This is a genomic window from Bacteroidota bacterium, assembly GCA_016711505.1.
In the GTDB taxonomy this organism is placed as follows: domain Bacteria; phylum Bacteroidota; class Bacteroidia; order AKYH767-A; family 2013-40CM-41-45; genus JADKIH01.
Window position 1 is genome coordinate 322883 of sequence record JADJSV010000018.1, and the last position, 26557, is coordinate 349439.

The 26557-nt window shown below is 35.8% G+C and carries 18 protein-coding genes and 3 pseudogenes; 15 read left to right on the plus strand and 6 right to left on the minus strand.

The window, feature by feature from the left end:
* Positions 1 to 24: 24 nt before the first annotated feature.
* Complete coding sequence (locus IPL24_17580) at positions 25 to 1494, minus strand: trypsin-like peptidase domain-containing protein (protein ID MBK8365408.1); 1470 nt, start codon at positions 1492 to 1494, stop codon at positions 25 to 27.
* 230 nt (positions 1495 to 1724) lie between these two features.
* On the opposite strand from IPL24_17580, the gene IPL24_17585 reads away from it, so the two are divergent.
* The 3 genes from IPL24_17585 to IPL24_17595 all read left to right on the plus strand — a co-directional run bounded on the left by IPL24_17585 (position 1725) and on the right by IPL24_17595 (position 5362).
* Positions 1725 to 3287, plus strand: coding sequence for a hypothetical protein (locus tag IPL24_17585; GenBank protein ID MBK8365409.1), 1563 nt, complete (start codon positions 1725 to 1727; stop codon positions 3285 to 3287).
* A gap of 166 nt (positions 3288 to 3453) precedes the next feature.
* Positions 3454 to 4599, plus strand: coding sequence for an MFS transporter (locus IPL24_17590; GenBank protein MBK8365410.1), 1146 nt, complete (start codon positions 3454 to 3456; stop codon positions 4597 to 4599).
* Positions 4600 to 4639: 40 nt separating this feature from the next.
* Positions 4640 to 5362, plus strand: a complete 723-nt coding sequence (locus tag IPL24_17595) for a phenylalanine 4-monooxygenase (protein MBK8365411.1) — start codon at positions 4640 to 4642, stop codon at positions 5360 to 5362.
* 2 nt (positions 5363 to 5364) lie between these two features.
* Here IPL24_17595 and IPL24_17600 read toward each other — a convergent pair whose 3' ends face one another.
* A complete protein-coding gene (locus IPL24_17600; GenBank protein ID MBK8365412.1) occupies positions 5365 to 5862 on the minus strand; it encodes a hypothetical protein in 498 nt (165 codons plus the stop codon).
* A gap of 126 nt (positions 5863 to 5988) precedes the next feature.
* Between IPL24_17600 and IPL24_17605 the strand changes: the two genes are divergently transcribed.
* The 6 genes and pseudogenes from IPL24_17605 (at position 5989) to IPL24_17630 (ending at position 13689) form a co-directional block, all read left to right on the plus strand.
* Positions 5989 to 7986, plus strand: a complete 1998-nt coding sequence (locus tag IPL24_17605; GenBank protein MBK8365413.1) for a hypothetical protein — start codon at positions 5989 to 5991, stop codon at positions 7984 to 7986.
* A 393-nt stretch (positions 7987 to 8379) separates the two neighbouring features.
* Positions 8380 to 9963, plus strand: coding sequence for an SUMF1/EgtB/PvdO family nonheme iron enzyme (locus IPL24_17610; GenBank protein ID MBK8365414.1), 1584 nt, complete (start codon positions 8380 to 8382; stop codon positions 9961 to 9963).
* Positions 9964 to 10203: 240 nt separating this feature from the next.
* Positions 10204 to 10818 carry a hypothetical protein gene (locus tag IPL24_17615; protein MBK8365415.1) on the plus strand — a complete coding sequence of 205 codons (615 nt, stop codon included), beginning with the start codon at positions 10204 to 10206 and terminating at the stop codon, positions 10816 to 10818.
* Positions 10764 to 12422, plus strand: a complete 1659-nt coding sequence (locus IPL24_17620; protein ID MBK8365416.1) for a hypothetical protein — start codon at positions 10764 to 10766, stop codon at positions 12420 to 12422. The genes IPL24_17615 and IPL24_17620 overlap by 55 nt, the downstream gene beginning before the upstream one ends.
* Entirely contained in the window at positions 12419 to 12748 is a 330-nt protein-coding gene (locus tag IPL24_17625; GenBank protein ID MBK8365417.1) for a T9SS type A sorting domain-containing protein, read from the plus strand. Before IPL24_17620 ends, IPL24_17625 begins: the two co-directional genes overlap by 4 nt.
* Positions 12749 to 12871: 123 nt before the next feature.
* A pseudogene (locus tag IPL24_17630) lies at positions 12872 to 13689 on the plus strand (aldo/keto reductase).
* An 84-nt stretch (positions 13690 to 13773) separates the two neighbouring features.
* Here IPL24_17630 and IPL24_17635 read toward each other — a convergent pair.
* The gene (locus tag IPL24_17635) at positions 13774 to 14136 is read right to left on the minus strand and encodes a T9SS type A sorting domain-containing protein (protein ID MBK8365418.1); all 363 of its coding nucleotides are present in this window, start codon (positions 14134 to 14136) and stop codon (positions 13774 to 13776) included.
* A 368-nt stretch (positions 14137 to 14504) separates the two neighbouring features.
* Complete coding sequence (locus tag IPL24_17640; protein MBK8365419.1) at positions 14505 to 16298, minus strand: hypothetical protein; 1794 nt, start codon at positions 16296 to 16298, stop codon at positions 14505 to 14507.
* Positions 16299 to 16631: 333 nt separating this feature from the next.
* Between IPL24_17640 and IPL24_17645 the strand changes: the two genes are divergently transcribed.
* Positions 16632 to 18545 (plus strand): T9SS type A sorting domain-containing protein, encoded by a 1914-nt coding sequence (locus IPL24_17645; protein MBK8365420.1) that lies wholly within the window; start codon positions 16632 to 16634, stop codon positions 18543 to 18545.
* Positions 18546 to 18932: 387 nt separating this feature from the next.
* On the opposite strand, the gene IPL24_17650 is transcribed toward IPL24_17645, so the two are convergent.
* Both IPL24_17650 and IPL24_17655 read right to left on the minus strand, forming a co-directional pair.
* Entirely contained in the window at positions 18933 to 19439 is a 507-nt protein-coding gene (locus IPL24_17650) for a T9SS type A sorting domain-containing protein (protein ID MBK8365421.1), read from the minus strand.
* A 408-nt stretch (positions 19440 to 19847) separates the two neighbouring features.
* Positions 19848 to 21041 (minus strand): hypothetical protein, encoded by a 1194-nt coding sequence (locus IPL24_17655; protein MBK8365422.1) that lies wholly within the window; start codon positions 21039 to 21041, stop codon positions 19848 to 19850.
* A 160-nt stretch (positions 21042 to 21201) separates the two neighbouring features.
* On the opposite strand from IPL24_17655, the gene IPL24_17660 reads away from it, so the two are divergent.
* The 5 genes and pseudogenes from IPL24_17660 (at position 21202) to IPL24_17680 (ending at position 26557) form a co-directional block, all read left to right on the plus strand.
* Positions 21202 to 21528, plus strand: coding sequence for an iron-sulfur cluster assembly accessory protein (locus IPL24_17660; GenBank protein ID MBK8365423.1), 327 nt, complete (start codon positions 21202 to 21204; stop codon positions 21526 to 21528).
* 118 nt (positions 21529 to 21646) lie between these two features.
* Positions 21647 to 23088 (plus strand): annotated as a pseudogene (gene sufB / locus IPL24_17665) (Fe-S cluster assembly protein SufB).
* A 145-nt stretch (positions 23089 to 23233) separates the two neighbouring features.
* A pseudogene (sufC, locus tag IPL24_17670) lies at positions 23234 to 23994 on the plus strand (Fe-S cluster assembly ATPase SufC).
* Between the two features lie 14 nt (positions 23995 to 24008).
* Complete coding sequence (sufD, locus tag IPL24_17675) at positions 24009 to 25310, plus strand: Fe-S cluster assembly protein SufD (GenBank protein MBK8365424.1); 1302 nt, start codon at positions 24009 to 24011, stop codon at positions 25308 to 25310.
* Positions 25310 to 26557 (plus strand): cysteine desulfurase, encoded by a 1248-nt coding sequence (locus IPL24_17680; protein ID MBK8365425.1) that lies wholly within the window; start codon positions 25310 to 25312, stop codon positions 26555 to 26557. Before sufD ends, IPL24_17680 begins: the two co-directional genes overlap by 1 nt.

The following is a 26557-nucleotide window of genomic DNA, read 5'->3' on the forward strand; positions in this document are numbered from 1 at the left end:
AGTTAATAACGATTAGTGTCCGGATCAGAATTTGATATTCAATTTATCTAATACAACTTTAGATGGAATACAGAAGCCAATTCCTTCTATACCTTTTCCAGAAAGTTTCATCGTTGTTACACCAATCACTTCACCGTTTTCGTTGATCAACGGTCCGCCGCTATTACCTGAATTAATACTTACATCAGTCTGAATATAACTCATGTTGTTTATTTCTCTTATTCCTGAAACGATGCCACTTGTTATTGTCTGACCAAGACTTGTTTCCAATGGTGTGCCGATAGCGTATACTGGATCTCCGGTTTCAATGGCATCACTGTTACCCATGTAAAGTGGTTTAAGTTCTTCTGCATCTATTTTTAAAAGCAATAAGTCGTAGTCTTCATTACTTTTTACAACTGTTGCTTTTAATTTTACATTGGAATTTAATTTTACCTGAATATTGTTTTTCTGACCATCAGCGACGTGATAATTTGTCACAATATATCCGTCAGGTGAAATTATAAACCCACTTCCAAATCCATCTTTTGTCAGAACAGTTACAACACCTTCTTTAGTGGTCTTGAACATATCTTTCTTTGTCTCAAAATTAACTTTAGGAGAAGTAGAGATCTTTATCTCAGAACCTTTTGAATCTGACAAATAAATTTTTTCATTTTTATCGAGGAAGTCATAAAGGGTGTCAATGGCTAATAATTCAGATATGGATTCTGACATCAGGTCGTCAAGGATTGTAGTAGTTGTTCCTTTTGAACGACTCATGCTAACATTGGTAACAATAGATCCGATCTTATCTTTGCCATCCGTACCTCGGAAAAAATTCCATGTACATTTCATCGATTCTGTTCCTTCATATAATTTCAGATATTTACCTTTAACAGTAAAATCAATAGAGTTGATTACCGGTTTGACACGAACCTTAGCTTTGGTCATACCTGATTTAGCATTATTGTTCGATGATACTGTTACAGCATCAATATAACTTTTTTCCAGTTTTTCGATAATTGTATTTTCTATGTAATCAATATCGCCAATAGATCTTGAAGCTCCTTTGTCAGAAGGTTTTTTAGTCATTCCATTTACACGACCTTTTACCATCTCTTCATTCTCATATGAAGTCTTATCTATTGCAAGCAAAATCGGCCGGTCATATTCCTTTGGCGCTTTTTTAAGATCAACAACCTTATTCTTAGGTTCTATGTAAGTTATATTGTCAGAAGGAAGATCAACTATACACGGTATACATAACAATAATGCATCAAGAAAAAGTAAACCGTTTTTTGTTTTTCTGTAAATAGGCACTTGTTTACTTACATACCCTTCTTTTTTAATTGTAAGAAGTTTTACTTTCGATCCTACTTTTTTCATATCGAAAGGAGTTGTTCCAATCATATGATCATTTTCATCATATACTTCTGCAGGACCGGGCGTAGCATCCAGAGTATTAGTTCCTTTCTCAGGACTTAAAATAGTAGCACAACTCGAAATAATCATCGAAATTGATAATATAAGGCAATAAAATTGCGTTTTCTTAAGGGTCATGTGGGCTCAAATTTGCTGTCGACAAATATAATATTTATTGATTGGTATCAAAATCTTTATTTACTTGCGCGCAGTTATCCACATTCAAAAAATTATAATCTTAAATTTAATTATCACTGATTCGTCATAGAGATACTTTGATGATGAATCAAACATTAATAGCATTAAAGAAACCAAGTCATATGAAATTGAAATTATTTTTATTACTTCTTTTACTGAACGTAAATCTATTTGCTCAAAATGGATTAGGTAAATTTTCTGTTAAATGGGGACCGCAACTAAAAGGCACCAACAGCGGATCAATTTCCGATTTGATCGGAATGGACGATGATTTCTATTACTTCGGTGCCAGACTTAAAAATGATCTTACAATAGAAAAACTGGATAAAAATCTTGATAACCCTGTCAACTTTATTTTTGAAGAAAAGAACAGAGAAACGAAAGAAAGATTTAGTCTATTTGAAAGAGTCTATTTCGCAGATCGCTTATATGTTTTCAAAACTAATATTGATAAGGACACGAAAACAACTACACTATTGGCTGAGGAAGTCAATAAGAAAACGATGACGTCTGTAGGAAGCGATAAAAAAATTGCCGCAATTCAATATGAAAAAAGAAGGGAAAAAGGAGATTTCTCAATCTACACTTCTGCAAATGATAGTTACCTGATGGTTATTGAAGAAATTCCTGTTGAGAAAGATGAGAACGAAAAATTCAATGTGATCATGTTTGATAATGCTCTGAATATTACCTGGAAAAAAAATATTCAATTGCCATATCAGAATACACTGTTCAGAACAAATAGATTTATGGTAGATGATAACGGGAATTTTTATGTCTTAGGAATTTTGTATCGCGATAAGGATAGTTGGGTGAAAAAAGAAGTAAACTATACTCATCATATTATTGTATTCAATGATCAGGGAAATTCAACCATTGATTATGAAGTTAAACTCAAAGACAAATTTATAGCGGATATTACTTTCAGAATTAATAAGGATGGTGATATCACATGTGCAGGCTTCTATAGTAATCTGGGAAAAGGAGGTATTAATGGTGCCTTTTTCCTTACTCTTGATCCAATTTCAAAGCAAGTCAAAGCTTCTAATTTTAAGGAATTCGATATGGATTTCATGACCGAATACATGACCGAAAAGGAAGAAAAGAAAGCAAAAAAGAATGAAGAAAAAGGTAAGGAAATGGAACTCGGCTCATATCACTTAAGGTCATTGATAAAAAGATCAGACGGTGGTGCCATACTGGTTGCTGAACAGATCTATATTTATACGTACACTTACCCTTGCGGTAATAATATGACTTGTAGTGCCACGATCTATAATTATAACGATATAATCGTAGTTAATATTGATGCTGAAGGAAAAATCGAATGGTCGAAGAAAGTTCCAAAACGCCAGCGTTCAAAAAATGATGGCGGAAGTTATTCGTCATTTGCTTTAATGGTAACAGATGATTTCATTGGATTTATTTACAATGATAACAGAGATAATTTAGAAATTGAAACAACCAGAAACCTGAAGAATTTCAATTTGAGAGATAGAAATGGAATTGTCACCATTGCAAGAATTAATAATCAAGGGAAATTAACTCGTGAAACATTGTTTGACAATAAAGAAGTCGAAGTCGTTATTCAACCAAGAGTCTGTGAACAAGTAGACGACAATAATTTAATGATCTTCGGCCAGAAAAGAAAATACGATCAATTTGGAATTGTCTCATTCAATTGAATATTTTAAATATTCATTGGAAGGGGATAGTTTCTTAGAAAATTATCCCCTTTTTTATTTTTAAAAAAAAAGTCATTTGGTTTAAATAAAATTCAAAGTGAAAAAAATAAAAAATTTATATCGTGATGCATACAGCGGGTTGTCCAGACCTGCCTGGTTGTTGTCAATGGTTATGTTCGTGAACCGGGCCGGGACTATGGTTATGCCTTTCATGACTCTTTACTTGACGACTGCATTAGGTTACACTATTGGAAAAGCAGGGTGGGTGATGGCATGTTTTGGCTGCGGAGCAGTAGTTGGTGGCTGGTTAGGAGGAAAACTAACAGACAAATTTGGATTCTATTTTATCCAGCTGTTTGCTTTGTTAGGTGGTGGATTAATGTTCTTTGTGATAGGACAACTTACGGAGTTTTCGCAGATCTGTATTGCAAGTTTTATCCTTGCGTCTATTAATGAAGCATTTCGTCCGGCAAATTCTTCTGCTATTACTCATTATAGTACACTTGAAAACAGAACGCGATCTTTCGCATTGAATCGCCTTGCTATAAATGTTGGCTGGGCTTTCGGTGGTGCATTAGGTGGAATTATCGCTTCAACAAATTATCATTTGTTGTTCTGGATCGATGGCATTACTAATATTCTTGCGGCATTTTTTCTCTACTTCGCACTTGCGCCTTCTAAAATAAAATCGGTTCACAAAGCGGTAGAAAAGAAACCGGATGTGATCCGATCTCCTTACAGAGATAAAAATTATCTGATTTACATAATCTGTGTGTTCCTTTATGCATTTACTTTTTTTCAGTTGTTTACTACTCAACCGGTATATTTCAAAAGAGAATTGAATTTAGCTGAAACATCAATTGGAATTTTAATGGCTCTGAATGGATTGGTAATTACAGCATTTGAAATGATCATTGTACATTCTATTGACGGGAAAAGAAACACACTGCAATTGATATCTCTGGGTTCAGTGTTATTAGGATTTTCATACCTGATTTTCAATTTATTTCCCGGAGGATTTTTACTTGCGCTTATTTCTACATTGATTTGTGTTGGTGGTGAAATATTTTCTCTGCCTTTTATGAACTCTCATGCTATGAGCAGAACAAATGCGCATAACCGTGGACAATATGCCGGTCTGTTTACGATGGCATGGGCTGTTGCTCAAGTACTTGGTCCCGCAGCAGGTAGTCAGATCGCCTACAATTTTGGATTTCCTGTAATGTGGTGGATAATGGGTGGAATATTTATTGTAGCATCAATGGGCTTTAGTTATTTAAAGAAAAGAGAAAGTGCAGAACAATTGTCCTGAGAATTTCGTACAAACTCTCTTCGAATAAACTTAACATAGAATGAACAGGCCCAATTCACAAATTTATTCTGATTATACCGACGAAGATTTCCGGGTATGGAAAATATTGTTTGACCGGCAAATGGATATTTTGTCACAAACAGTTTCCCGGAATTATCTCGACGCATTGAAAATTGTCAATTTCAGAAACGATAAGATCCCGGATTTTAACGAGGTCAATTCAACTTTGAACGATCTGACAGGTTGGAATCTGCATGTAGTTCCTAATATCAGTCCGCAAAAAGAATTTTTCAAATACCTGTCTGAAAAAAAATTTACAGCTACCTGCTGGTTGCGATCATTTGAACAACTTGATTATATAGAAGAGCCGGATATGTTTCATGATGTATTTGCTCATGTTCCACTTTTAAGCAATACTGCATATTGCAATTTCTTCAAGGGTATCAGCGATATAGCCCTTGAACATATTGATGATCCGAAAGCAATCGAACTGCTTGGAAGAATTTATTGGTTCACTATTGAATTCGGATTGATCAGAGAGAATGATAAATTAAAGATCTATGGCGCCGGAATAATTTCTTCTAATGGAGAAACTAAACATTGTCTGAGTAATGAATGTGAAAAATTGAACTTTGATGTAAATAAAATCATGTCAACCGATTTCAGAACCGATATTCTCCAGGATAAATATTTTGTTATTGATTCGTTTGATCAGCTCTATAATGCACTGCCCGAAATAAGGAAATTAGTAATTAATAATTAACCTTACTCTTCAGAGCGGGAAAAAAACGAAACCACCGTATCCGTTTTCACACAGCCTACAAACCAACAAACATGATTTGTATCTGAATCCAGAATGGCTTTTCCGGAATTGGCCGAACTGTATTTCATTGTAGCCAAAGCCCTGAATGCATATACTCTTACAACTGCGCTCTTGTTTCTGAGTAATCCGAATAATTGCTGTTCGGTTGCCAGTTGTGTCATTCGCTCATACAATGCATAAGTACGGGTGTACTCAGCAGCAAAACCAACACCATTTTCGTCAACACATTCTGAAGTTTCCAGTTCTCTGACGATCTTATTCAGATTGTTCTGATTTTTAATATCCGGAAACCGACTCATGTCCCTTATCGTAACTGATCCAGATTTGGGAATTTCCTGCACTGCTGTCGTGTCTGAAACCGAAATACCTGATTCAGGTTTTCGTGAGGAGCAACTTGAAGAAAGCAGGATTACGAAAAGAACATAGATTATTTTGTACATAGTATAAAGGTAGAGTTCAAAAATTTATTCTGCAACTACTATCAGCAGAATAAAATTTTTACATTGCAGACTTATCAGAACGAATGCACCTGAATTTGAGTTTTTACTTAATTGAACAAACAAATAATGAAAAGTAAGTTACAATACATCTTTCCCGTCTTACTCTTGATTTGTGGTTTGTATTCAATGCCATTAAAAATTATAGAAACCAATCTTTCTAAAATGCCCGGAGATCTGGGTGATACCCGATTTAACAATTATATTCTTGAACATGGGCATAAGTATCTGACAGGGCAAATTGATTCGTTTTGGAATGCACCATTTTTATATCCATATAAAAACGTAACTGCATTATCAGATAATTTAATCGGAACACTTCCCATTTATAGCGTATTCAGATTTGGGACAGACCGGGAAACTTCATTTTTGTTATGGATTATCTCGCTCTTTGTACTTAATTATATTTTCTGTTTCATTGCATTGAAAAAATGGTCCGGAGAAAATATCTTATCCTCCGTAGGTGCTTATATTTTTGCCTTTTCAATTTATAATCTGGGTCAATTTGATCATGTTCAGGTATTGCCAAAATTTATTGCACCACTTGTAATTTTCTGGTGCTGGAAGTTTCTTTCTGAAGGAAAGTCAAAGTATTTTATTTTTATGTCACTTGGACTTATCTATCAGTTTTATTGCGGGATCTATCTTGCATTTTTACTGATCTACATTCTTATGTTTCTAAGCATTTCCTATTTTATTGTTTACAAAGATTTCAAAGTCTTTTCTGGGTTTAAAGAGAAGAAATATTTAGCAACGTTAGCAGTAACAATTATTGCATCAATCGTACTTTTGTTTCCATTGATTCAACCATATCTAGATGTTGCAAAAACAATGGGTATGCGCAAATTTGAATCAGCATTTTCGACCATTCCGCATCTCAGATCTTATTTTTTCGCAACTCCTTCATCCGCAGTATGGAATGTGTTATCTGATCATGGTATCGGTAAACTCGATGTTTGGTGGAATCACTATCTTTTTGTTGGGGCACTTCCTTGGATTGGAGTCTTAACAACAGTCTTTTTGTTGTTTTTTAAAAAGAACGATAAACTTAATAAGAAGCAGAATCTATTTTTCTTAACTACATTATTTCTTTGTGTAATTTTTTGTCTGAACATTAATGGATTCACTTTATATGAATACATTTTTAAAATTCCCGGATTTTCATCAATGCGATCTATTGACCGAATTATTAATCTGGAAGTATTTGTTTTCATTCTTGTATTTGTATTTTCATTTAAAAGTATAATTCAGGCATTTCCGAAAATGCAATTCTTACTTTACTTATTGCCGGTTTTAGTAGTTATAGAAAACCAGGTTGATGCTAATAAAGTAAAGAGATTTGATAAAGAAACATCTCAGTCTCGTATAGCCGATGTTAAGGCGAGAATCGAAAAACAGTATGATCCAAAATATTCTGCAATAGCCTACATGGCATTTCATACTTATGTCGGCCCGGAAGAAAGCGGTTATATGGGATATGTCGCAAGGGCACTTGATGTAATGATCGCTTGTCAGGAATTAAATATTAAATGTGTAAATTCTTATACCGGTTTCGATCCGGGTAATTATCTGAATTTTTTCTATGAGCCACGTGACAGAACACTCAAAGAATGGTGTGAATTCAATAAGACGGATTATTCTTTAGTTCAACATTTGAACGATTTTGGAAGGAAAGAAATTAGCCGGACGAAGATCAATCTAAAAGCATTTAATGGGAAATATATTTCCGCGATTGATAATGAAAATCCGGTGCTTGAAGCCAATAGAGATATTGCCCAAAGTTGGGAAACGTTTTTAATGATCAGATTTGAGAATGGAGAATGTATGATAAAGGCTCAAACAAATTTGATTTTGCATCTGGAGAAAGATTCGATGTCTGAAATTAAAGCGAATAAAATAACAGGATCAGAAGAAGAAACTTTTCGGATTATTGAATTTTCAGATTCAACAGTAGCATTTCAGGCAGCTAACGGAAAATATCTGACCGTAGATAGTTCAACATTCCGAATTGCTGCAAAAGCCCCGGTCGTGGGAGTTGCTGAAAAATTCCGGATAATTGAATTGTAAAGTAAAATTGTACTTCAAATAGTCTTAACTCATTACAATCTTTTCTTACATCTTATTTTCTGTCGGCATTTTTATTTAAACAACTATTTTCATTAAAATGATATTATATAACAGGATGTTTCCAATTTATTGTATTCTGAATTTCTGAAATTATAAATGAACACTATAGAAAAGTTCAATTTTCTTACAGTTATTCTTCAGAATTTCAATCTTGGAAAAATTCAAAATGAGTCATTTTAACTTAATTTCAAGGAACTTTAATTTCTAAGCTGCCGTTTGAATTCACAGATAGGTCTAAGCCCACACTTGGAATTATCTGCTTTCACAATTTCTTTCCAAAGAATTTGCAGAAGCATTTTAATTGAAATTAAATAAATACCACACATATCCATTATGAAAATTCATCCACACAATGCCTCTATGGAGGTGAATTCTGTTTACAAAACAAAACGCTTTGTAAATAAAATCAAAACAAGTTTAATACTTGTTTTCTCAATTCTATCCCTAAATGGAATTGTATCAGCAAACAATCTTCAGATCACCGGTATCTCCGTGAATCAGACTGCAAAGACAGTTTCTTTCTCTGTGTCATGGGATAATAGCTGGAACATTGCCGGTACCGGAGTTCCTAACAACTGGGATGCAGTATGGATCTTTATTAAGTATAAAGATTGTAATGCTACATCAGCTATTCCATTTACACATGGAGCTTTAAGTAATGTACTTGCGAATCATACTATTCCTGCTTCACTGGAAGCAATGACTTCTGTCAACTGGAATGGTACATCAGGTATTACTGAAAGCGTTGCTCAAGGTGCAACACTTGATTTTACGGATGGTATTATGTTGCGTCCAAAAGTTACAGGTACCGGAACTCTGGCTGCCTCAACTGTTGTACTAAACGTTCCTGCCCTTCCTGGTCCGGGAACAAACTTAAGCGTAAATGTTTTCGGAATAGAAATGGTTTACGTTCCTCAAGGTGATTTTACAATTGGTGATGGTAGCGGTACTACTGCTGCTGTAAATAGTTTCCTTGGTTCAAACGTTCTGAACTCTGCATCTATGACAGTTACAGGTGCTTTTGAAACAGGTACATCTACTTTTTATATGAACAACGAACCGGTTGGTTCTGTACTTACAGTAAATAACGTATCGGCTGCTTTTCCAAAAGGCAATTACGGATTCTATATGACAAAGTATGAAATTACAGAAGGTCAGTATATGGAATTCCTGAACACACTTGGAACTGCACAACAAACTACCCGTGCACCGGGAAGCTTTGGTACAAACAGAAATCAACTTCAACAAGCAGTACTTCCATATTCAACAACTCGTCCCGACAGAGCTCAAAACTTTTTAGGATGGGCTGATGTTACTGCATATCTTGATTGGGCATGTTTACGTCCGGGATCAGAAACAGAATTTGAAAAAGCTTGTCGTGGTAACGGATCAACTTTAGGTGAATATGCCTGGGGAAATCTTGTTATCGCCCCGGGAACAACTTTCGCAGGTGCTGCAACGGAAAATGGAACAGAAACTTTCATCGCCGGAAATTGCACATATGGTAACGGTACTTATACTAACGGTGACGGTGCCATTGGACCTGCACGTGTTGGGATCTATGCTACATCAAGCAGTACTCGTCAGACAGCAGGTGCTTCTTATTTCGGTATCATGGATATGAGTGGAAATGTAATGGAATATTATGTTGGTATTCACTCAACGCCTGCTTCTAATGCTTTGACTCGTACATGGGGAAATGGAGCACTTGATGCTGCAGGTCAACATGATGTTACTACATGGCCTGCCAATAACACAACTGCGACTAACGGTAGTGCTGCAAACTTAATCGGTTTACGCGGCGGTGCTTATAACAACGGTATTGCACAGCTTCAGGTATCTGATAGAAACTATATGTATAATAACCCGAACCAAATTGGTAGAAATGCTCAAAATGGCGGACGGGGTATCAGATAATCTCTTTATCATTTTATCCTTTCTCAAGGACCTTGGATGATCCTTCGTGGAAAGTGTTATTGAAATAGTAATAGGACAGAGATATTACATCTCTTCCTATTACTTATTTTAAATCATTACAAAAAAATTTAATAGTAAAAGTTTAATCACTTTAGCAGTTGTACTGGCTGATCGTTGATTGCATTAATTAGATGCTTCCGGTTTGACAATGCATGTTAGTGTTGATCTATAATAAAATTTATGCGGACCAGTTTTATCCTCGCCTTAATTATTTTATTCAGGCTCCCTGCATTTTCGCAATACAGGGGAGGAGATTATAGTGGTTCTGCTGTTTCAATTAGTTCTTGCGTTTCAACTTACTCACCATTTTCAGGAGGATCAAATGACGGATCTTCATTGTCGCAAACTGTTTCCTGTTCAAGTTCAGCAAATATTTATAAAGGTGGTTCATATGACGGCATAGGTGTCAGCATGACTTCATGTACAATGGTTGAAATCTACAAAGGTGGATCTTACCAGGGTTCTTCAATGAGCGCGATTGTTTGTGCAACTACAATTTACAGTGGCGGAGCTTTCAATGGCGGTGGATTTAATTCATGGAATAGTTGTCAGGGAAATATTTATAATGGCGGAAGAAATTCCGGATTTTCAGTTTACAAATTTGAATGTACTGTTGCAGCTTCCGTTTTTACCGGTGGTGCATACGATGGTTTCAGCCTTAGTGCCGGTACATGTGTTACAACTTCGCCACCAATTTATACCGGTGGTCCATACGATGGTTTTTCTACCAGTAAAACATCTTGTATAGTTTCGGCTTCTATTTTAAAGGCGGATCTTATAGTGGCTATGCAGTAGATACAGCTTCTAATTGTTTCTTTTCTTCACTCAGTATATTTTTTGGTGGCCCATATGATGGTTCTTCTGTCGATAAATTTGCACCATGTCCGACTTCATTTTCAATTTACTCAGGCGGATCTTATGATGGATTTCATCTTAATAGCATCTCTTGCCCGCCACCAATCACTGCAATTTATCAAGGCGGTTCATATGATGGATTCAGTTTGAATTCAGCAAGCTGTGCTGTTGCTGCCAGCATTTATAAGGGTGGCCCCTATGATGGATTCTCATCTTCAGGATTCTCATGTGTGTATTCAAATCTGATATACAGAGGTGGACCTTACGATGGAACTTCAGAAGATGGTGTCGCTTGTCCGGTTGCTGCCAGTATTTTTATTGGTGGATCTTATGATGGGTATGCAAGTAATCCTTTTGTTGCTTGTCCAAGCCCGATCAATATTTATAACGGCGGACCTTATGATGGTTTCAGTTCAAGTAGCACAACATGTATTTCAGTCTCTGTGTTTACCGGTGGCTCGTATAGTGGGTTTTCTGTAAATACGGTTTCATCATGTACATTTGCTGCCAGTATTTATTCAGGTGGGCCTTACGATGGAAATAGTCAGGATTTCACAACTTGTCAGTCTACAATTTATTCAGGAGGTTCATTCAGCGGTTATTCAATGGACAGTTACATCGCATGTCTGGCGGATATCTACAAAGGTGGTTCTTATGATGGCCATTCTATTAATTCAACTTTATGTGCACCACCAATTACAGCAATTTATCACGGTGGTTCGTATGATGGTTTAGCAGTTGGAAAAATTTCTTGCTCTGTTGCTGCTACTATATTCTCCGGTGGACCTTATGATGGACACTCAGTTATTGGAACTTCTTGTCCATTACCAATTACAGCTTTTTACAAAGGCGGTCCATACCAGGGAAGTTCTGTCAGCAGTCTCACTTGCGGACCGATGAGTATTATCTTCAAAGGCGGAGCATATGATGGTTCTTCCAATTCAGGAACTTCATGTGCTGTTGCTGCGACGATCTACAAAGGAGGTTCTTATGATGGCTTTGCAAATAACGGTATTGCATGTTTACCGGTTGCACAAATTTTTACCGGAGGTTCTTATAATGGATTCTCAAATAGCAAAACCACTTGTCCATCGACAGTTTCAATTTACTTCGGAGGATCATATGATGGCTTCTCTGCAAATATTGATGCTTGTCCTGCACCACCGGGATCAATTTTCAGTGGTGGACCATTCGATGGACATTCAAAAGGTGTTAGAAACGAATGCGCAACATTATTTACATTCCTGAATGGAGGAATTCACGACGGTGGTGCACTTGCAAGTACAGGTTGTTTAATTCCGCTGCCGGTTGAATTACTTTATTTCAATGCACAACTCACAGATCAGGAAACAAATCCTAATGTGCTTTGTACATGGGCAACTGCAAGTGAAACAAATAATGATTTCTTTACTGTAGAAAAAACGATCGACTTCTTTATATATGAAAAAGTTGGTATCGTTCCGGAAAAGGTAACTCAACACACTTCCAGTCTTATTCATTTGTTGATCCGAGACCATATCCGGGTACTTCATACTATCGTTTGAAACAAACTGACTTCAATGGCAATGAAGAATACTCAAGAACTGTTTCTATAGATCTGAATAAACCTGATGAATTAACTTTGGAAGTTTATCCGAATCCGGTAGTCGGTCCGTTCATTAACGTTAGCATTTCCGGAAGTCGAAATCAGGAAGTCGAACTGAAGATCGTTGATATGCTTGGTAAAGAGCAATACTCTCAAAACATCACATTGAACGACAGAGTTGCTTCCGTTGCGATCAAGAATGATCACTTCATTTCAGGAATCTATTATGTTATTGTAAATAGCGGAACGAAGGACAGGGTGTTTAAGAAAATTATGATTCAATAGTATTCTGGAGTTATATTTTAACACTAAGGTCACTAAAATTTGTCACAAGAACACTTATGAAAAAAGCATCACTTGTGCTCTTGTGCTAAAAATTTAGTGATCTTAGTGTTAAAATTAATAGGTATGCTTAAACGGATAATACCATCCACAGGAGAATTACTACCTGCTATCGGTCTCGGCACGTGGCAAAGTTTTGATGTTGACGAAAGCAATCAATCAAACTTAATTCCGGTTTTGGAGGAGCTGCACAACAGTGGCGGAAGATTGATCGATAGTTCACCAATGTATGGAAGATCTGAAACTGTTATTGGAAACCTCACATCCAAATTAAAATCAAGAAATGATTTTTTCTACGCAACTAAAGTCTGGACAACCGGAAGACAAGCCGGTATCGATCAGATGAAATCATCTATGAAAAAAATGCAGCGGGAGAAAATCGACTTGATGCAAATTCATAATCTGCTCGACTGGAAAACGCATTTGCCCGTTTTAAGAGAATGGAAAGAAGAAGGAATTATAAAATACATTGGCATCACGCATTACCAGGATTCAATGCATGATGAACTTGCCAAAATAATTTCTTCAGAAAAAATTGATTTCGTTCAGTTTAATTACTCAATCGATTCATTGCATGCGGAAAAAGATTAATGAAAGTTGCCGGAGACAATGGTGTTGCAATTTTGATCAACAGACCATTTGGTGAAGGGAGATTGTTTGAAAAAGTAAAAGGAAAAAAATTACCGGAATGGTGTATTGAAGTCGGAATAAAAAACTGGAGTGAGTACTTTCTGAAATTTATTCTTGCTGATCCTAATGTTACATGCGTTATTCCTGCAACTTCTGATGTTCAACATGCAGTAGAAAACTATCGTGCCGGTTCAGTTTCTATTCCGGATTTCGATTTGAGTCGGAAAATGGTCAACTTTTTGAATTATATCTGATTGAATATTGACATTGAATTTTAGTTACCATAGAATTTTCAGAAATTAAATAAATATACAAAGAAAAAGAATCAATCTCATATGCTAGTTTTTAACGAACATTGCGCTACTGGAAAAATCGTTCGAGGATAATTTGATTAAATATATACCATTTTCAAGATGAGTGACATCAATCTTGACTGAATATTCAGAACCTGTCACATCTATCATTTCAACAACTCTTCCAGTCATGTCCAAAATTTGGATTCTGATTGAGCCGATTCTTATTTGTTGAAAAATATTATATATGTTCAATATTTCATGGCAAGGATTTGGGCCAATTGAAATTAAATCACCGTGAAGATTATTAGTATTTGTACATATGTCAACAATAATGGATATGCTGTCTGATTGAATACAGTTGTTACTATCTGTAACAATGACAGTAGCTAGCATTGTATCTGCCACAGAAGAAGTGTAATTGAAAAACGGACCACTGTCTCCGTTCTGCCATAAATAGCTTGTGAAATTTGTTCCTGCATTTAGAATTATCGATTGGTTTATACAGATGGTCGTATCAGGCCCTAAAGTTGGTGGTGCAATTGAATTTCCTATAACACTTATTGTGTCAGTGGACGAACATTGATTTGAATCTATTAAAGTACAGAAATAGGTTCCGGGATTGTGAATGATAAATTGTGAACTGTTGGATCCGTCATTCCATAGAATGGAATCGGAAGAAGGAATATTAAGTTGGATGGAATCATTTAAACAAAGAACCCTATCAGCGCCAAGTTGGATAAACGGCAGCGGGAGAATAAGAATTTCATTTGATCTTACATTGTTTGCACAAGATGTGTTGACTTGTATCTGAAAATTGCTGGAAAAGGAATTACAAAAATTGGTTGATTTGAAGTAGAAATAACTGACCCATCTTCTACCAGACTGTACAGATAATTACCTGATAATGGTGGCGAAACTATTGCAACAAGTGTATCTCCAATACAAGCTGTAGTTGGAAACAATGATAGAGTATGATTATTGCCACGCAAAGTAAATGATGTTGATATTTGTTGGCCGATGGAATCTGTAACAGTTAGAATAAACATTGTATTACTATCAGGAAAAAATATTGGCATCTCTGAATTTGGATATAGAATATTTAAAGTGTCATTCCAGTTTATTGAATATGGTGGATATCCACCTGATATAGTTATCAGACCATAATTTGGACTACGCTGACAACTAATCGTGTCACTAAAATTAATAGAAACTGTAAGTATATTGACGGTGTCAATTACCCATGAATAATGTTCGTATTTATGGTTTAACGGATAGTGATATCTATCTGAATAAATTAAATTATCATTTACGTCGTATTGGAAATAGTAATTATAACCATCTGAACCTGTACGATCACTTAGTACTTTTCCTGTTGAATTGTATTCAATGCCTGTGGAACTGAGATATGTCAGCACCCCGGAATTGAATGAATAGTATGTTATCAAATAACCTCCAAAATTTCCGAAAGTGTATTTTGTAAGTTTAACAGTGTCGTTGCATAATCCACTCGGACATTCAATTTCGAAACGATCAATGGTTGATGGGGCTTGGGTATAATCGAATAGAAATAGGTTGGTGTTCTGATAAACTCCTGAAATATATTGCTGACATGTAGAATCAATCGGTTGTCCTATCGGATCTCTTGTGATTAGATAACGGTAGGTTGTATATGTTGGAATTCCTGAAACAGATGTGACTTCATTGATGTCAGTCTGTATTAAAAAATTATTATTATCATAAGTGTTTATTGTAATAGTTGAATCAGGTGTTCCTGTAAAATAATTAATCTGCAGACTTTGAGAAATATTTCCGGCTGCATTGAATTGATAATTTGCAGTATCTAATAGGCTAAATATGCCGAAATTCATTCCCCTAAATCCATATATTTCAAGTTGACCACTTGAAGAATATTGAAATGATTGCCGATAAGTTTCAGTGAGAACTGTATTGTTGATGGACTGAATAGTAAAAAGTATGACGTTGCCATTAATATCATATGTACAAGTACGCCTTTCTTTAAGTATTGGAATGCCGGTCGGAGAATAAAAATAGTATTCCCTGAGGATTGCTCTCCCAAATGCATCACGAGTTATCTCCCATTTGTCATAAAAAATATAGGATGTAGAATCAATTTGAAATCTGTCAATTGTAATTGTATCATTATTGGCATCTCTATCAACTGTTGTTAAAATATGAAGCTTGAAATCGAATAAACTGTCAATTGTCAGTTCGTCATTTAGGTCATAGTAATAATGATGAACACTATTTAAAGCATACCCTAGCGTATCAATCGAAAGAAAATTACTATCTGTGATCAAATTCCAATTCAAGTCATAATAATAATTTACATATTCCCCATAAGATTGAGGATAATAAGCATCAAAAGTACGTCCAACTTTTTCTGCTTTTATTAAATGTCCTTCGGAATCATATCTTTTTACACCATAACTTTGAGAATATAAATTTCCGCTCACTTCCAACTCACCTCTGGTTATTGCAAGGCTGTCTTGTCCTGATGAGTATATAAAATTGAGAATTAGAATTATAAACGGGAAAGTTGTTTTCATAATATTGAATATAATTATAAGTAGGAAGTTAATGTAAAAAATGAAGTGAAATCTATTAATTGAGATTTTATTTTACATATATATTGTGCATTATTGCCCAAATTCCCATCTTCCTCAAGTCTAATATACCTCAGGCCAAAGTATAGTAAGATGAATTAATTGTTTTGTTTTACATTTAGATTTATAATTCCTGTCCTTTATGCTAAACCGAATCATCTCATCAACCTAAGAGAATACAACGAGAGAAAACAGACTTGATATTTGCTCTAAAAATCGCTTTCCTTCCAGCCACTTTTTGAATCTCAAGAACTTTTCTTATTTTCATAGCCACATTTGCTGAATTTATATTTTACCGTTAACCCTAAAATTAATTCTCATGAAAAATATTTACTTACTTTCCTCTTAATTATTTCGATCAACCAACTATTTGCTCAATGTACTGTTTCGTTAATTGGTGTTACTAACTCGGGTTGCGATAATCAGAGTGGACAAATAACTTTACAAGCAGATAGCGGAACTGCTCCATACACATTTTATTTTCAGGCAAACCCGAATTCCACTTCCGGTTTATATACTATAACCAGCTTGACTGCCGGTGTATATAGTTTTTTTACGATCGATGCAAGTGGTGATACATGTAGTGGTGCTACGACAGCTACAGTTCTTCCAATTTCTGCAAATCCGCTGAGTGTAACTTATAATTTAATCTATCCTTCATGTTTTACTTGCAATGATGGAAGTATTTCACCCAGTGTGTTTGGAGGATCTCCTCCTTATTCGTATTCGTGGAGTAATGGTGTAACAACACCTATAGCGAGTAATCTTTTAAGTGGGATTTATATATTTTATGCAGTTGATGGAAACGGTTGTATGGTAACTGACACCATTAATCTTTATCCGGGACATCATTCTATCACAGGTACCGTTTATTGGGATTTGAATGGAAATGGGTTAATAGATTCTACAGACATAGGTTTAAACGGTCAACAGATATTGCTTACTCCATCAATGCAAATTGCTTATACGAATCAAAATGGAAATTATCTTTTAAATGATACAATAGGAAATTACACAATTGAATATTCTGCAATAGGAAATTTTTCAATTGCAGGTGGACCTGTTTCATACAATATTGTACTTAACAGCGATACAACAGGATTTGATTTTTTAATAATGCCGGATACGTTTTATCATGAAATGACTTCTTCCATTACTGCTCCGCTTACACGTTGTAATCTAGTTGGTGGAATCATTACCAGTTTTCAGAATATAGGAACATATTTAGATTCTTTTACTGTTGAATTGACATTAGATACCAATTTGGTATATAATTATTCATATCCCGCAGGAACGGTAAACGGTCAAACAATCACATATAGTTTTGCAAATTTAGTTCCCGGACAAACTATTAATATTCAAACGTCCTGTTTGTTTCCAGCGGCTGGTAGTGTTTTTGAGATCAATGGAGTAGTAAATCAATTTGACACAGCTGGTGTCATAGTCAATCAAAATATTCTTCATTTTACAAATACCGTTAGGTGCTCTTATGATCCGAATGATAAATCTGCATTCCCTCTCGGTGTAGGTGTAGACAGCGCTGTAGTTATGGATCAGGAATTATTATATCAGATCCGTTTTCAAAATACAGGGAATGATACTGCATTTAATGTTTTTGTGATGGATACTCTTGATGCAGGATTGAACCCTCAATCAATGCAATTGGTTGGTACTTCTCATCCGTGTACAGTAGAAAGAATGAATAATAACATTCTGAAATTTAATTTTGATAATATTCTTTTACCTGATAGTAATATTGACGAAGCTTCAAGTCACGGTTATATCTTATTCCGTATAAGCGGAAGTTCATCGAATGTTGATCCTACGCCTGTAAATAATACAGCATATATTTATTTTGATCAGAATGCTCCTGTGGTGACGAATACTACCATGAGAACTTTCAGCAATAATCTTGTTTCCGGAATTCGCGATTTAAAAAGATCAATTGACTTTTCTATTCAGCCAATGCCTGTCACGGATCATGCTCGTGTGATCATCAACTCCAATGAAACCGGAAACTATGAGATTTTAATTTATGATCTTCTTGGTAAGAAAAATTTCATTGCTGATAAATTTGTTGGCATTGAATATTTATTGAACACAGAAAAACTTTCAAAAGGAGTTTACATTGTTCAGATCACAAATGTAAAAACTTCTGAATCCGGAAATTTAAAACTCATTAAACAATAATCTATTTGCTCTGCTTGATTGGAAAACACATTTACCTGTTTTAAGAGAATGGAAAGAAGAAGGAATTAAAAATTATATTGGCATCACACACTATCAGGATTCAATGCATGATGAGCTTACAAAAATAATTTTTTCCGAAAAAATTGATTTTTCCAATTTAATTATTCAATCGATTTACTGTACTAAGAGAAAAAATTATTAAAAGTAGCCGGAGACAATGGTGTTGCAACTTTGATCAACAGATCATTTGGTGGTGGCAGGTTGTTTGAAAAGTAAAAGGGAAAAATTACCGGAATGGTGTATTGAAGTCGGAATAAAAAACTGGAGTGAGTATTCCCGACTATAATTTAAGACGGAAAATGGTCAATCAACTTAATTTAATCTGACCTATTTAATAATTGAAATCTTGAATTGATAATTAACCTTTCCACTTTCTGAAAGTAATTTTCCTACATAAATACCATTTGAAAGATTCTCAAGTTCAATATCAGTTTCTGCTGATTCTAGTTCTGCTGATTTTACGAATATTCCTTGTAGATCATAAATTTTAAGTAAAATATTTTCATTAATACTTTCCGGCGTTTTTAAATGTATGTTTCCATTCGTTGGATTAGGATAAACTGACAATTCTTTTTCTGAATTAGAAATATAACCAACACCAAGAATAGTGTTTTCCCGCCATATTCCTTGATATTCTGAACCAATATATAATCTGTCATTAATCAATGTCAAATTTCTTGATTCAAATGGAAGGTTTGAATATAATGGCGTCCAGTCAATTCCATTATTAGAAGAAGTGTAAATTCCATTCTTTCTTAGCAAGCCAATTAACTCGCCATTTCTTCCAACGATTGAGTGTGGAGTAAGCTGGGTTCCTCTGTGATCTTGGCACACCGTTTAAAGGAGATTGATTCCATGTTTGTCCGGAATCCAAACTTGTATAGAGTGTTGAAGCAGTTGTCGAAATAAGTATATTATTTACAAAAGTTGTATTCGAAAGATATAAATTATTAGTCTGGGATGGAATGCAGTATAAATATGTCCAAGATGATGTTACGGGATCAAACTTAAAGATGCCGCCAGTAAATGTATTTGCAATTAGATCATTTCCTATCGCGCATAACGTACCGGAAAAATTTGAACTAGTAGTACATCCCGAAATGATTGGAAGAGGAGGTAGTGACGTCCAATTATCCCCAAGGTCATCACTATAAAAAAGTTTAGTGCTTGTTTTGCAATAGAATCTGTTATTTATTTTGATAGGTGGACTGTATAAAACGACGTTTGAACTCGAACCTGTATTTAATCCCTGTTGCCAGGTAATCCCCGATCGTAACTTCTAATGAAGTAAAGATTTGTAGAAAAGATGCTGTCGCCGCTTACAATTATTGATGACATATTTCTATTTATAGTATCCCAATTTAGGCCATCAGTTTCACTTTTATTAAGAATATTTAGTTCAGCTGTGCAATACAAAACATTGCTATTCCCTTCTAAATTTAAAATGAATTGACCTTTGATTCCAGAACATGATAAATATGCAGAGTCGAGAGATGGAATATAGTGGACAAGATTGTAAAGTTCATTGCTAAAGGATAATTCATCTCCATTTGGCAAAGTATAGCGATTCTGATATCGTACTTGATATGGAATTGGAGAAGCTGTCCAGGTTATACCAAAATCACTAGACACAGTATAATTATTTGATCGATCTACCCAATATAATAAATTGTCTGCTGACCGAAGGAAGAAAAATATTGTTGAGTCAATTGTCACTGATGTATTCCATGTTATACCTCTGTCTTCACTTTTCATAATTGATACAAAACCTGGTGGACCCCATTTATATCCGAATACTAAAGAGTCAATTATAAGTTTATGTTGAATCTGATCTAGTGAGTCTATTCTTGAAAAATTTAAGGTAGTATCAGAAATATAATGTTTGGACTCAAGAGAATCGAAGCTCACTAGATAAAGAAAATTGTTGCTGAAGACGGATCCTACAAACTCTCCACCATCAGGCATGTTTATCGGATAATAAGTGCTGCCAAAATCGTCAGATTCAAGAATAGTTGGAGCTGCACTTACAATTATTTTATTGCCAAATCTATTTAGCGAAGGTTCAATTATATATGTGTATATTAGTGTATCAAGCGGCCAAGTTTGGCCACCATCAAAACTTTTTGTCACATGTATACTATCGTACGAATCATAAACTTCAATTCCGGAAAAATAGAGAAGTACTATGGTATCAGAAGATGTTAACATAGAACAAATCTGCTTACCTTGAAAATCGGAAAATGCTACCCAATTTCTCCCTTCATTTGGAGAGATATACAAATTCTGCATTGATCCGCAGAGGATACCTGTTGAAATTTTTGCAAAACAATTTGGAAAGCATCCCTCTGGACCATTTAGTTGTGTGAATTGGGCCATTCCGTTTAGACTTGAAAACAGGAAAGTTGCAAGTAATATGAAAGTGTTTTTTAGGTTCATTTTTAAATATTCTATGGACTTAAAAATATGGAAATTCTTTCAATCAGCTAACTTTTGCTTTAAAGCATTGTTTATGAGTACATAAAACCCACTAAAAAGGTTGGATTTCACCCCCTGAAAGCCTACCTTTGTACCTGATTTTAAAGCAGAAAGGCAAAAAATGATAACGGTAACAGAGCGCGCCAAAGAAAAAGCGCTGGAATTGATTCAAAAAGACCATAAACCGGCTGATTCGTTCATTCGAGTGGGTGTGGAAGGTGGCGGTTGTTCAGGTTTGACATACAAACTGGACTTCGATAATGTGCAATTACCTGAGGACAAAGTGTTTGAAGATAAGGGAATTAAGATCGTTTGCGACAAGAAGAGCTTCCTGTACCTGATTGGTACTGAGCTTGATTTCTCAGATGGACTGAATGGTAAAGGATTCAATTTTATCAATCCAAATGCTTCCCGTACTTGTGGTTGTGGTGAAAGTTTTTCGGTGTAATTTTTTTTGCCCGAATTCCTTAATTAGATTAAGTCTGATTAAAGATAACGTTCGATAACGTTGTTTTTAATTTAATAAAGAAGTAAATAAAACATCAGGGACTAATTCCCATTGATTCATGTCAGATACAAAGATCATAGACGATATCACCCAAAGCGAATACAAGTATGGCTTTGTCAGTAATATCGAATCCGATAATGCACCGAAAGGATTGAACGAAGAGATCGTTCGGTTCATCTCTGCAAAAAAAAATGAACCTGAATGGTTACTCGAATGGCGATTGAAATCTTTTCGTCATTGGTTAACTATGACCGAACCGAAATGGCCGAATGTTCATTATCCGGAAATTAATTTTCAGGATATCATCTATTACTCTGCACCGAAACAAAAATTACACTGAACTCACTGGATGAAGTTGATCCGGAAATTCGTGCAACGTTTGATAAACTTGGCATCTCTCTCGAAGAACAAAAACGTTTAACAGGTGTTGCTGTTGATGCTGTCATCGATAGCGTTTCTGTAAAAACAACTTTTCGCGGAGCACTTGCTGAACTTGGAATAATCTTCTGTTCATTCAGTGAAGCAGTTCATGATCACCCGGAACTGATAAAAAAATATTTAGGCTCTGTCGTTCCGAGTACCGATAATTTTTATGCAGCATTGAACTCCGCAGTTTTCAGCGATGGTTCTTTCTGTTATATTCCAAAAGGCGTTCGTTGCCCGATGGAATTATCGACGTACTTCAGAATAAATTCTGCCGGCACCGGACAATTCGAACGTACACTCATCATCGCTGATGAAGGTGCATTCGTTAGTTATCTGGAAGGTTGCACTGCTCCAATGCGTGATGAAAATCAATTGCATGCTGCAGTAGTAGAAATTTACGCTCACAAAGATGCACAGGTAAAATACAGTACAGTACAAAACTGGTATCCGGGCGATAAAAATGGAAAAGGCGGAATCTATAATTTCGTAACCAAGCGCGGAATTTGTGCAGGTGATAATTCAAAGATCTCATGGACGCAAGTTGAAACAGGTTCATCTATCACCTGGAAATATCCGAGTGTGATTTTGAAAGGTGATAATTCTGTTGGTGAATTCTATAGTGTAGCCGTAACGAATAATTATCAGCAGGCTGATACCGGAACGAAAATGATTCACCTCGGAAAAAATACGAAGAGTACAATCGTATCAAAAGGTATTTCCGGTGGACATAGTCATAACAGTTACCGTGGACTCGTTCGCATTTCACCAAAAGCAGAAAATGCCCGCAACTATTCGCAATGTGATTCACTATTACTCGGCGACAAATGCGGCGCACATACATTCCCATATCTTGAAGTAAACAATAAATCAGCAACAGTAGAACACGAAGCTACAACATCAAAAGTCGGCGAAGACCAGATCTTTTATTGCAACCAACGCGGCATCTCTAACGAAGATGCAGTAGGACTGATTGTTAACGGTTATTGCAAAGAAGTCTTTAACCAACTACCAATGGAATTCGCTGTGGAGGCGCAGAAGTTGCTGGCGGTTTCTTTAGAGGGAAGTGTGGGGTGATTTTGTTTGCTGGTTGCATGTTACAGCATATTAGTATGCCTAAAAAAATAAAAGTAAATAAGTTGGTTCATTGGTAACCTGCAAACCTGAAAATTGCAACCTGCAAACCAAAGTTGATAAAGTACATTAGAATTAAACAAAAAAAATGCTATCAATTAAAAATCTATCTGCTAGAGTAGAAGATAAAGAAATATTAAATGGCTTCAACCTCGAAGTAGGTAAAGGAGAAGTCCACGCCATCATGGGCCCTAACGGTTCAGGAAAAAGCACTCTTGCTTCAGTATTGCGGGGAGAGAAAGTTATGAAGTCACTGATGGTGAAGTAAAGTTTAATGGAGAGGATCTTTTAGATATGTCGCCCGAAGACAGCGCACGTAAGGGGTTATTTCTTGCTTTTCAATATCCCGTTGAAATTCCCGGAGTAACGAATGCTAACTTTCTAAAGACAGCATTAAACGAAGTTCGTAAATCAAAAGGTCTTGCGCCGATGGATTCGAAAGACTTTTTGGTGTTGATGAAGGAAAAGATGAAACTCGTTGAAATGGACAAAGCAATGACGCAGCGTTCAGTGAATGAAGGTTTCAGTGGAGGTGAGAAAAAACGCAATGAAGTTTTTCAAATGGCAATGCTCGAACCGACGCTTTCTATACTTGATGAAACTGATTCAGGTCTGGATATTGATGCCTTGAGAATTGTTGCTAACGGTGTGAATGCATTGAGAAGCCCTGAACGTTCTTTCATCGTTATCACTCACTATCAGCGATTACTTGACTATATCGTACCTGATTTCGTTCACGTATTGTACAAAGGAAAAATAGTAAAGTCCGGGACAAAAGAACTTGCTTTCGAACTGGAAGAAAAAGGTTACGACTGGATCAAAGAAGAAGTAGATGCAGCCAAAGTATAATTGGCAGAAACATTATGAATACAACGATCAATACAATGCCGGAATATTTAACACGGTATTTTGAAAATAATAATCTGGCGGGACCTGCTGTTTTGAAGCAGATCAGAAAAGATGCGCTTGCACGTTTTGAAGCATTAGGAATTCCTTCGACTAAACATGAAGAATGGAAGTATACAAATCTCGCACAACTTTCTAAATCAGAATTTCATCCCGCACTTTATCATACACTTTCTGAAAACGATGTTGTGAATGATATGATCGCCGGAAAAGATGTTGTTCTTATGGTTTTTGAAAATGGAAGATTTAACGAAGAACTTTCGAATTTCAATGACCTTCCTGAAGGGGTCACTATCGGAAATCTTTCCGATAACTTAGATAATACTTTAGTAGTTGAAAATATTTCACGCCACGCTTCTTTTCAGAATGAAGCTATGGTTGCATTGAACACAGCACATATTTCAGAAGGTTCATTCATTCACATTGCTAAAGGCGTAATATTTGAAAAACCAATTCATCTGATGTACATCTCCGGTGGTGAAGCTGATACTCTTGCATTACCAAGAAATCTGCTTATCGCAGAAAAAAATTCTTCAGTGAATGTCATTGAAAGTTTTCACTCTCGGGGCAGAGAAACGTCTTTTATCAATATCGTTACTGAAGTTGTAATGGAAGAGAATGCAAAAGTTGAGTGGTCAAAAATTCAACTTGAGAATTCTAATACAATTCATATTAGTCATACTGAATGTACTCAGGCAGTGAATTCGAATTTTGATATTCACACCATTACTTTTGGAGGAAAAATAGTCCGGAACAATCTGCACATTGTATTGAACGGAAAAAATATTACTGCAAACCTCAACGGATTGTATGTTGGTGGTGGTGATTCGCTGATCGATAATCATACGCTTGTTGATCATGCAATGCCTAATTGCCAGAGTAATGAACTTTACAAAGGTGTTTTAGATGGCAGATCTAAAGGTGTGTTCAACGGAAAAATTTTCGTTCGTAAAGATGCCCAGAAATCAAACGCTTATCAATCGAATAAAAATATTTTGATGTCTGACGAAGCTTCCATGAATGCAAAACCGCAACTGGAGATCTTCGCTGATGATGTTAAATGTAGCCACGGTGCTACAACCGGTCAACTCGACAAAGAAGCCCTCTTCTATTTACGCAGTAGGGGTATCGGTGAAGAAGCGGCACGGGCTTTTCTTACCATTGCTTTTGCTGAAGATGTTCTCAACAGAATTACGAATGAAACACTTCGTGAAGAATTGAAATCACGAATCAGCGAAAGATTAATTGCAAAAAATTAATGGACAGTGTAATTACAGATCCGGTGACTAAAGCACCATTTGATGTTGAATCTGTCAGACGAGATTTTCCTGTACTGAAAGGAAAAGCTCATGGAAAACCTTTGATTTATTTTGATAATGCTGCGACAAGTCAGAAACCACAGGTGGTGATTGATAAACTGGTCGACTATTACTCTAATTATAATGCTAACATTCATCGTGGTGTTCATTATCTAAGTCAGAAAGCTTCGAATGAATTTGATGTTGTTCGCTCAATCGTTCAGAAATTCATTAACGCTTCTTCTGAAAGAGAGATCATTTTTGTTAAAGGAACTACCGAAGGAATAAATTTAGTCGCATCGACTTATGGCCGGAAGAATGTAAAGGCCGGTGATGAAGTGATTGTGTCTGCAATGGAGCATCATAGTAACATCGTTCCATGGCAAATGCTTTGTGAGGAAAAAGGAGCTACTCTGAAAGTCATTCCGATGAATGAAAAAGGAGAGATCATAATGGATGAGTATAAAAAATTACTGTCTGATAAAACGAAATTTGTCAGCGTAGTTCATACTTCAAATTCTCTTGGTACGGTGAATCCGGTGAAAGAGATCATTCGTCTTGCTCATGAAAGAAATATTCCTGTGATGGTGGATGCTGCTCAAGGTATTGTACATTCAACAATCGATGTACAAAAACTGGATTGTGATTTTTTAACTTTTTCAGGACATAAAGTATTTTCTCCAACAGGAACAGGTGTTTTATTTGGAAAAACTGAATTGCTTGAAGCGATGCCACCATATCAGGGTGGAGGTGAGATGATCAGTTCAGTGAAATTTGAGAAAACGACTTACAATGAGATACCATATAAGTTTGAAGCCGGTACTCCTAATATTGCTGATGTAATTGGTTTAGGAGCCGGACTGAATTATTTTTCCGGAATTGATCAGGCAGGAGCGCATGCTCATGAGCAGGCTTTGCTGAAATATGCTTCGGAGAAATTGTCTGCTATCGACGGAGTACGACTGATCGGAACTGCAAAAGAAAAGGCAAGTGTTGTTTCATTTGTCATTGATGGATTGAATGCACTTGATGTCGGAATGTTTCTTGATACGATGGGAATTGCTGTCCGCACCGGACAACATTGTACTGAACCTGTAATGGATCAATTCTGTATTCCAGGAACAATACGAGCTTCGTTTTTATTCTATAACACATTTGCTGAAATCGATTCTTTAATAGAAGGAGTGAAAAGGCAATTAAATTACTGA

What these genes read in the sequence shown, in the direction of transcription:
- IPL24_17680 (MBK8365425.1), top strand. Translation starts at nt 25,310, where the DNA reads ATGGACAGTGTAATTACAGATCCGGTGACTAAAGCACCATTTGATGTT.
- IPL24_17640 (MBK8365419.1), bottom strand. Translation starts at nt 16,298, where the DNA reads ATGAAAACAACTTTCCCGTTTATAATTCTAATTCTCAATTTTATATAC.
- IPL24_17660 (MBK8365423.1), top strand. Translation starts at nt 21,202, where the DNA reads ATGATAACGGTAACAGAGCGCGCCAAAGAAAAAGCGCTGGAATTGATT.
- IPL24_17590 (MBK8365410.1), top strand. Translation starts at nt 3,454, where the DNA reads ATGGTTATGTTCGTGAACCGGGCCGGGACTATGGTTATGCCTTTCATG.
- IPL24_17610 (MBK8365414.1), top strand. Translation starts at nt 8,380, where the DNA reads ATGAAAATTCATCCACACAATGCCTCTATGGAGGTGAATTCTGTTTAC.
- sufD (MBK8365424.1), top strand. Translation starts at nt 24,009, where the DNA reads ATGAATACAACGATCAATACAATGCCGGAATATTTAACACGGTATTTT.
- IPL24_17585 (MBK8365409.1), top strand. Translation starts at nt 1,725, where the DNA reads ATGAAATTGAAATTATTTTTATTACTTCTTTTACTGAACGTAAATCTA.
- IPL24_17655 (MBK8365422.1), bottom strand. Translation starts at nt 21,041, where the DNA reads ATGAACCTAAAAAACACTTTCATATTACTTGCAACTTTCCTGTTTTCA.
- IPL24_17615 (MBK8365415.1), top strand. Translation starts at nt 10,204, where the DNA reads ATGCGGACCAGTTTTATCCTCGCCTTAATTATTTTATTCAGGCTCCCT.
- IPL24_17605 (MBK8365413.1), top strand. Translation starts at nt 5,989, where the DNA reads ATGAAAAGTAAGTTACAATACATCTTTCCCGTCTTACTCTTGATTTGT.
- IPL24_17600 (MBK8365412.1), bottom strand. Translation starts at nt 5,862, where the DNA reads ATGTACAAAATAATCTATGTTCTTTTCGTAATCCTGCTTTCTTCAAGT.
- IPL24_17595 (MBK8365411.1), top strand. Translation starts at nt 4,640, where the DNA reads ATGAACAGGCCCAATTCACAAATTTATTCTGATTATACCGACGAAGAT.
- IPL24_17580 (MBK8365408.1), bottom strand. Translation starts at nt 1,494, where the DNA reads ATGATTATTTCGAGTTGTGCTACTATTTTAAGTCCTGAGAAAGGAACT.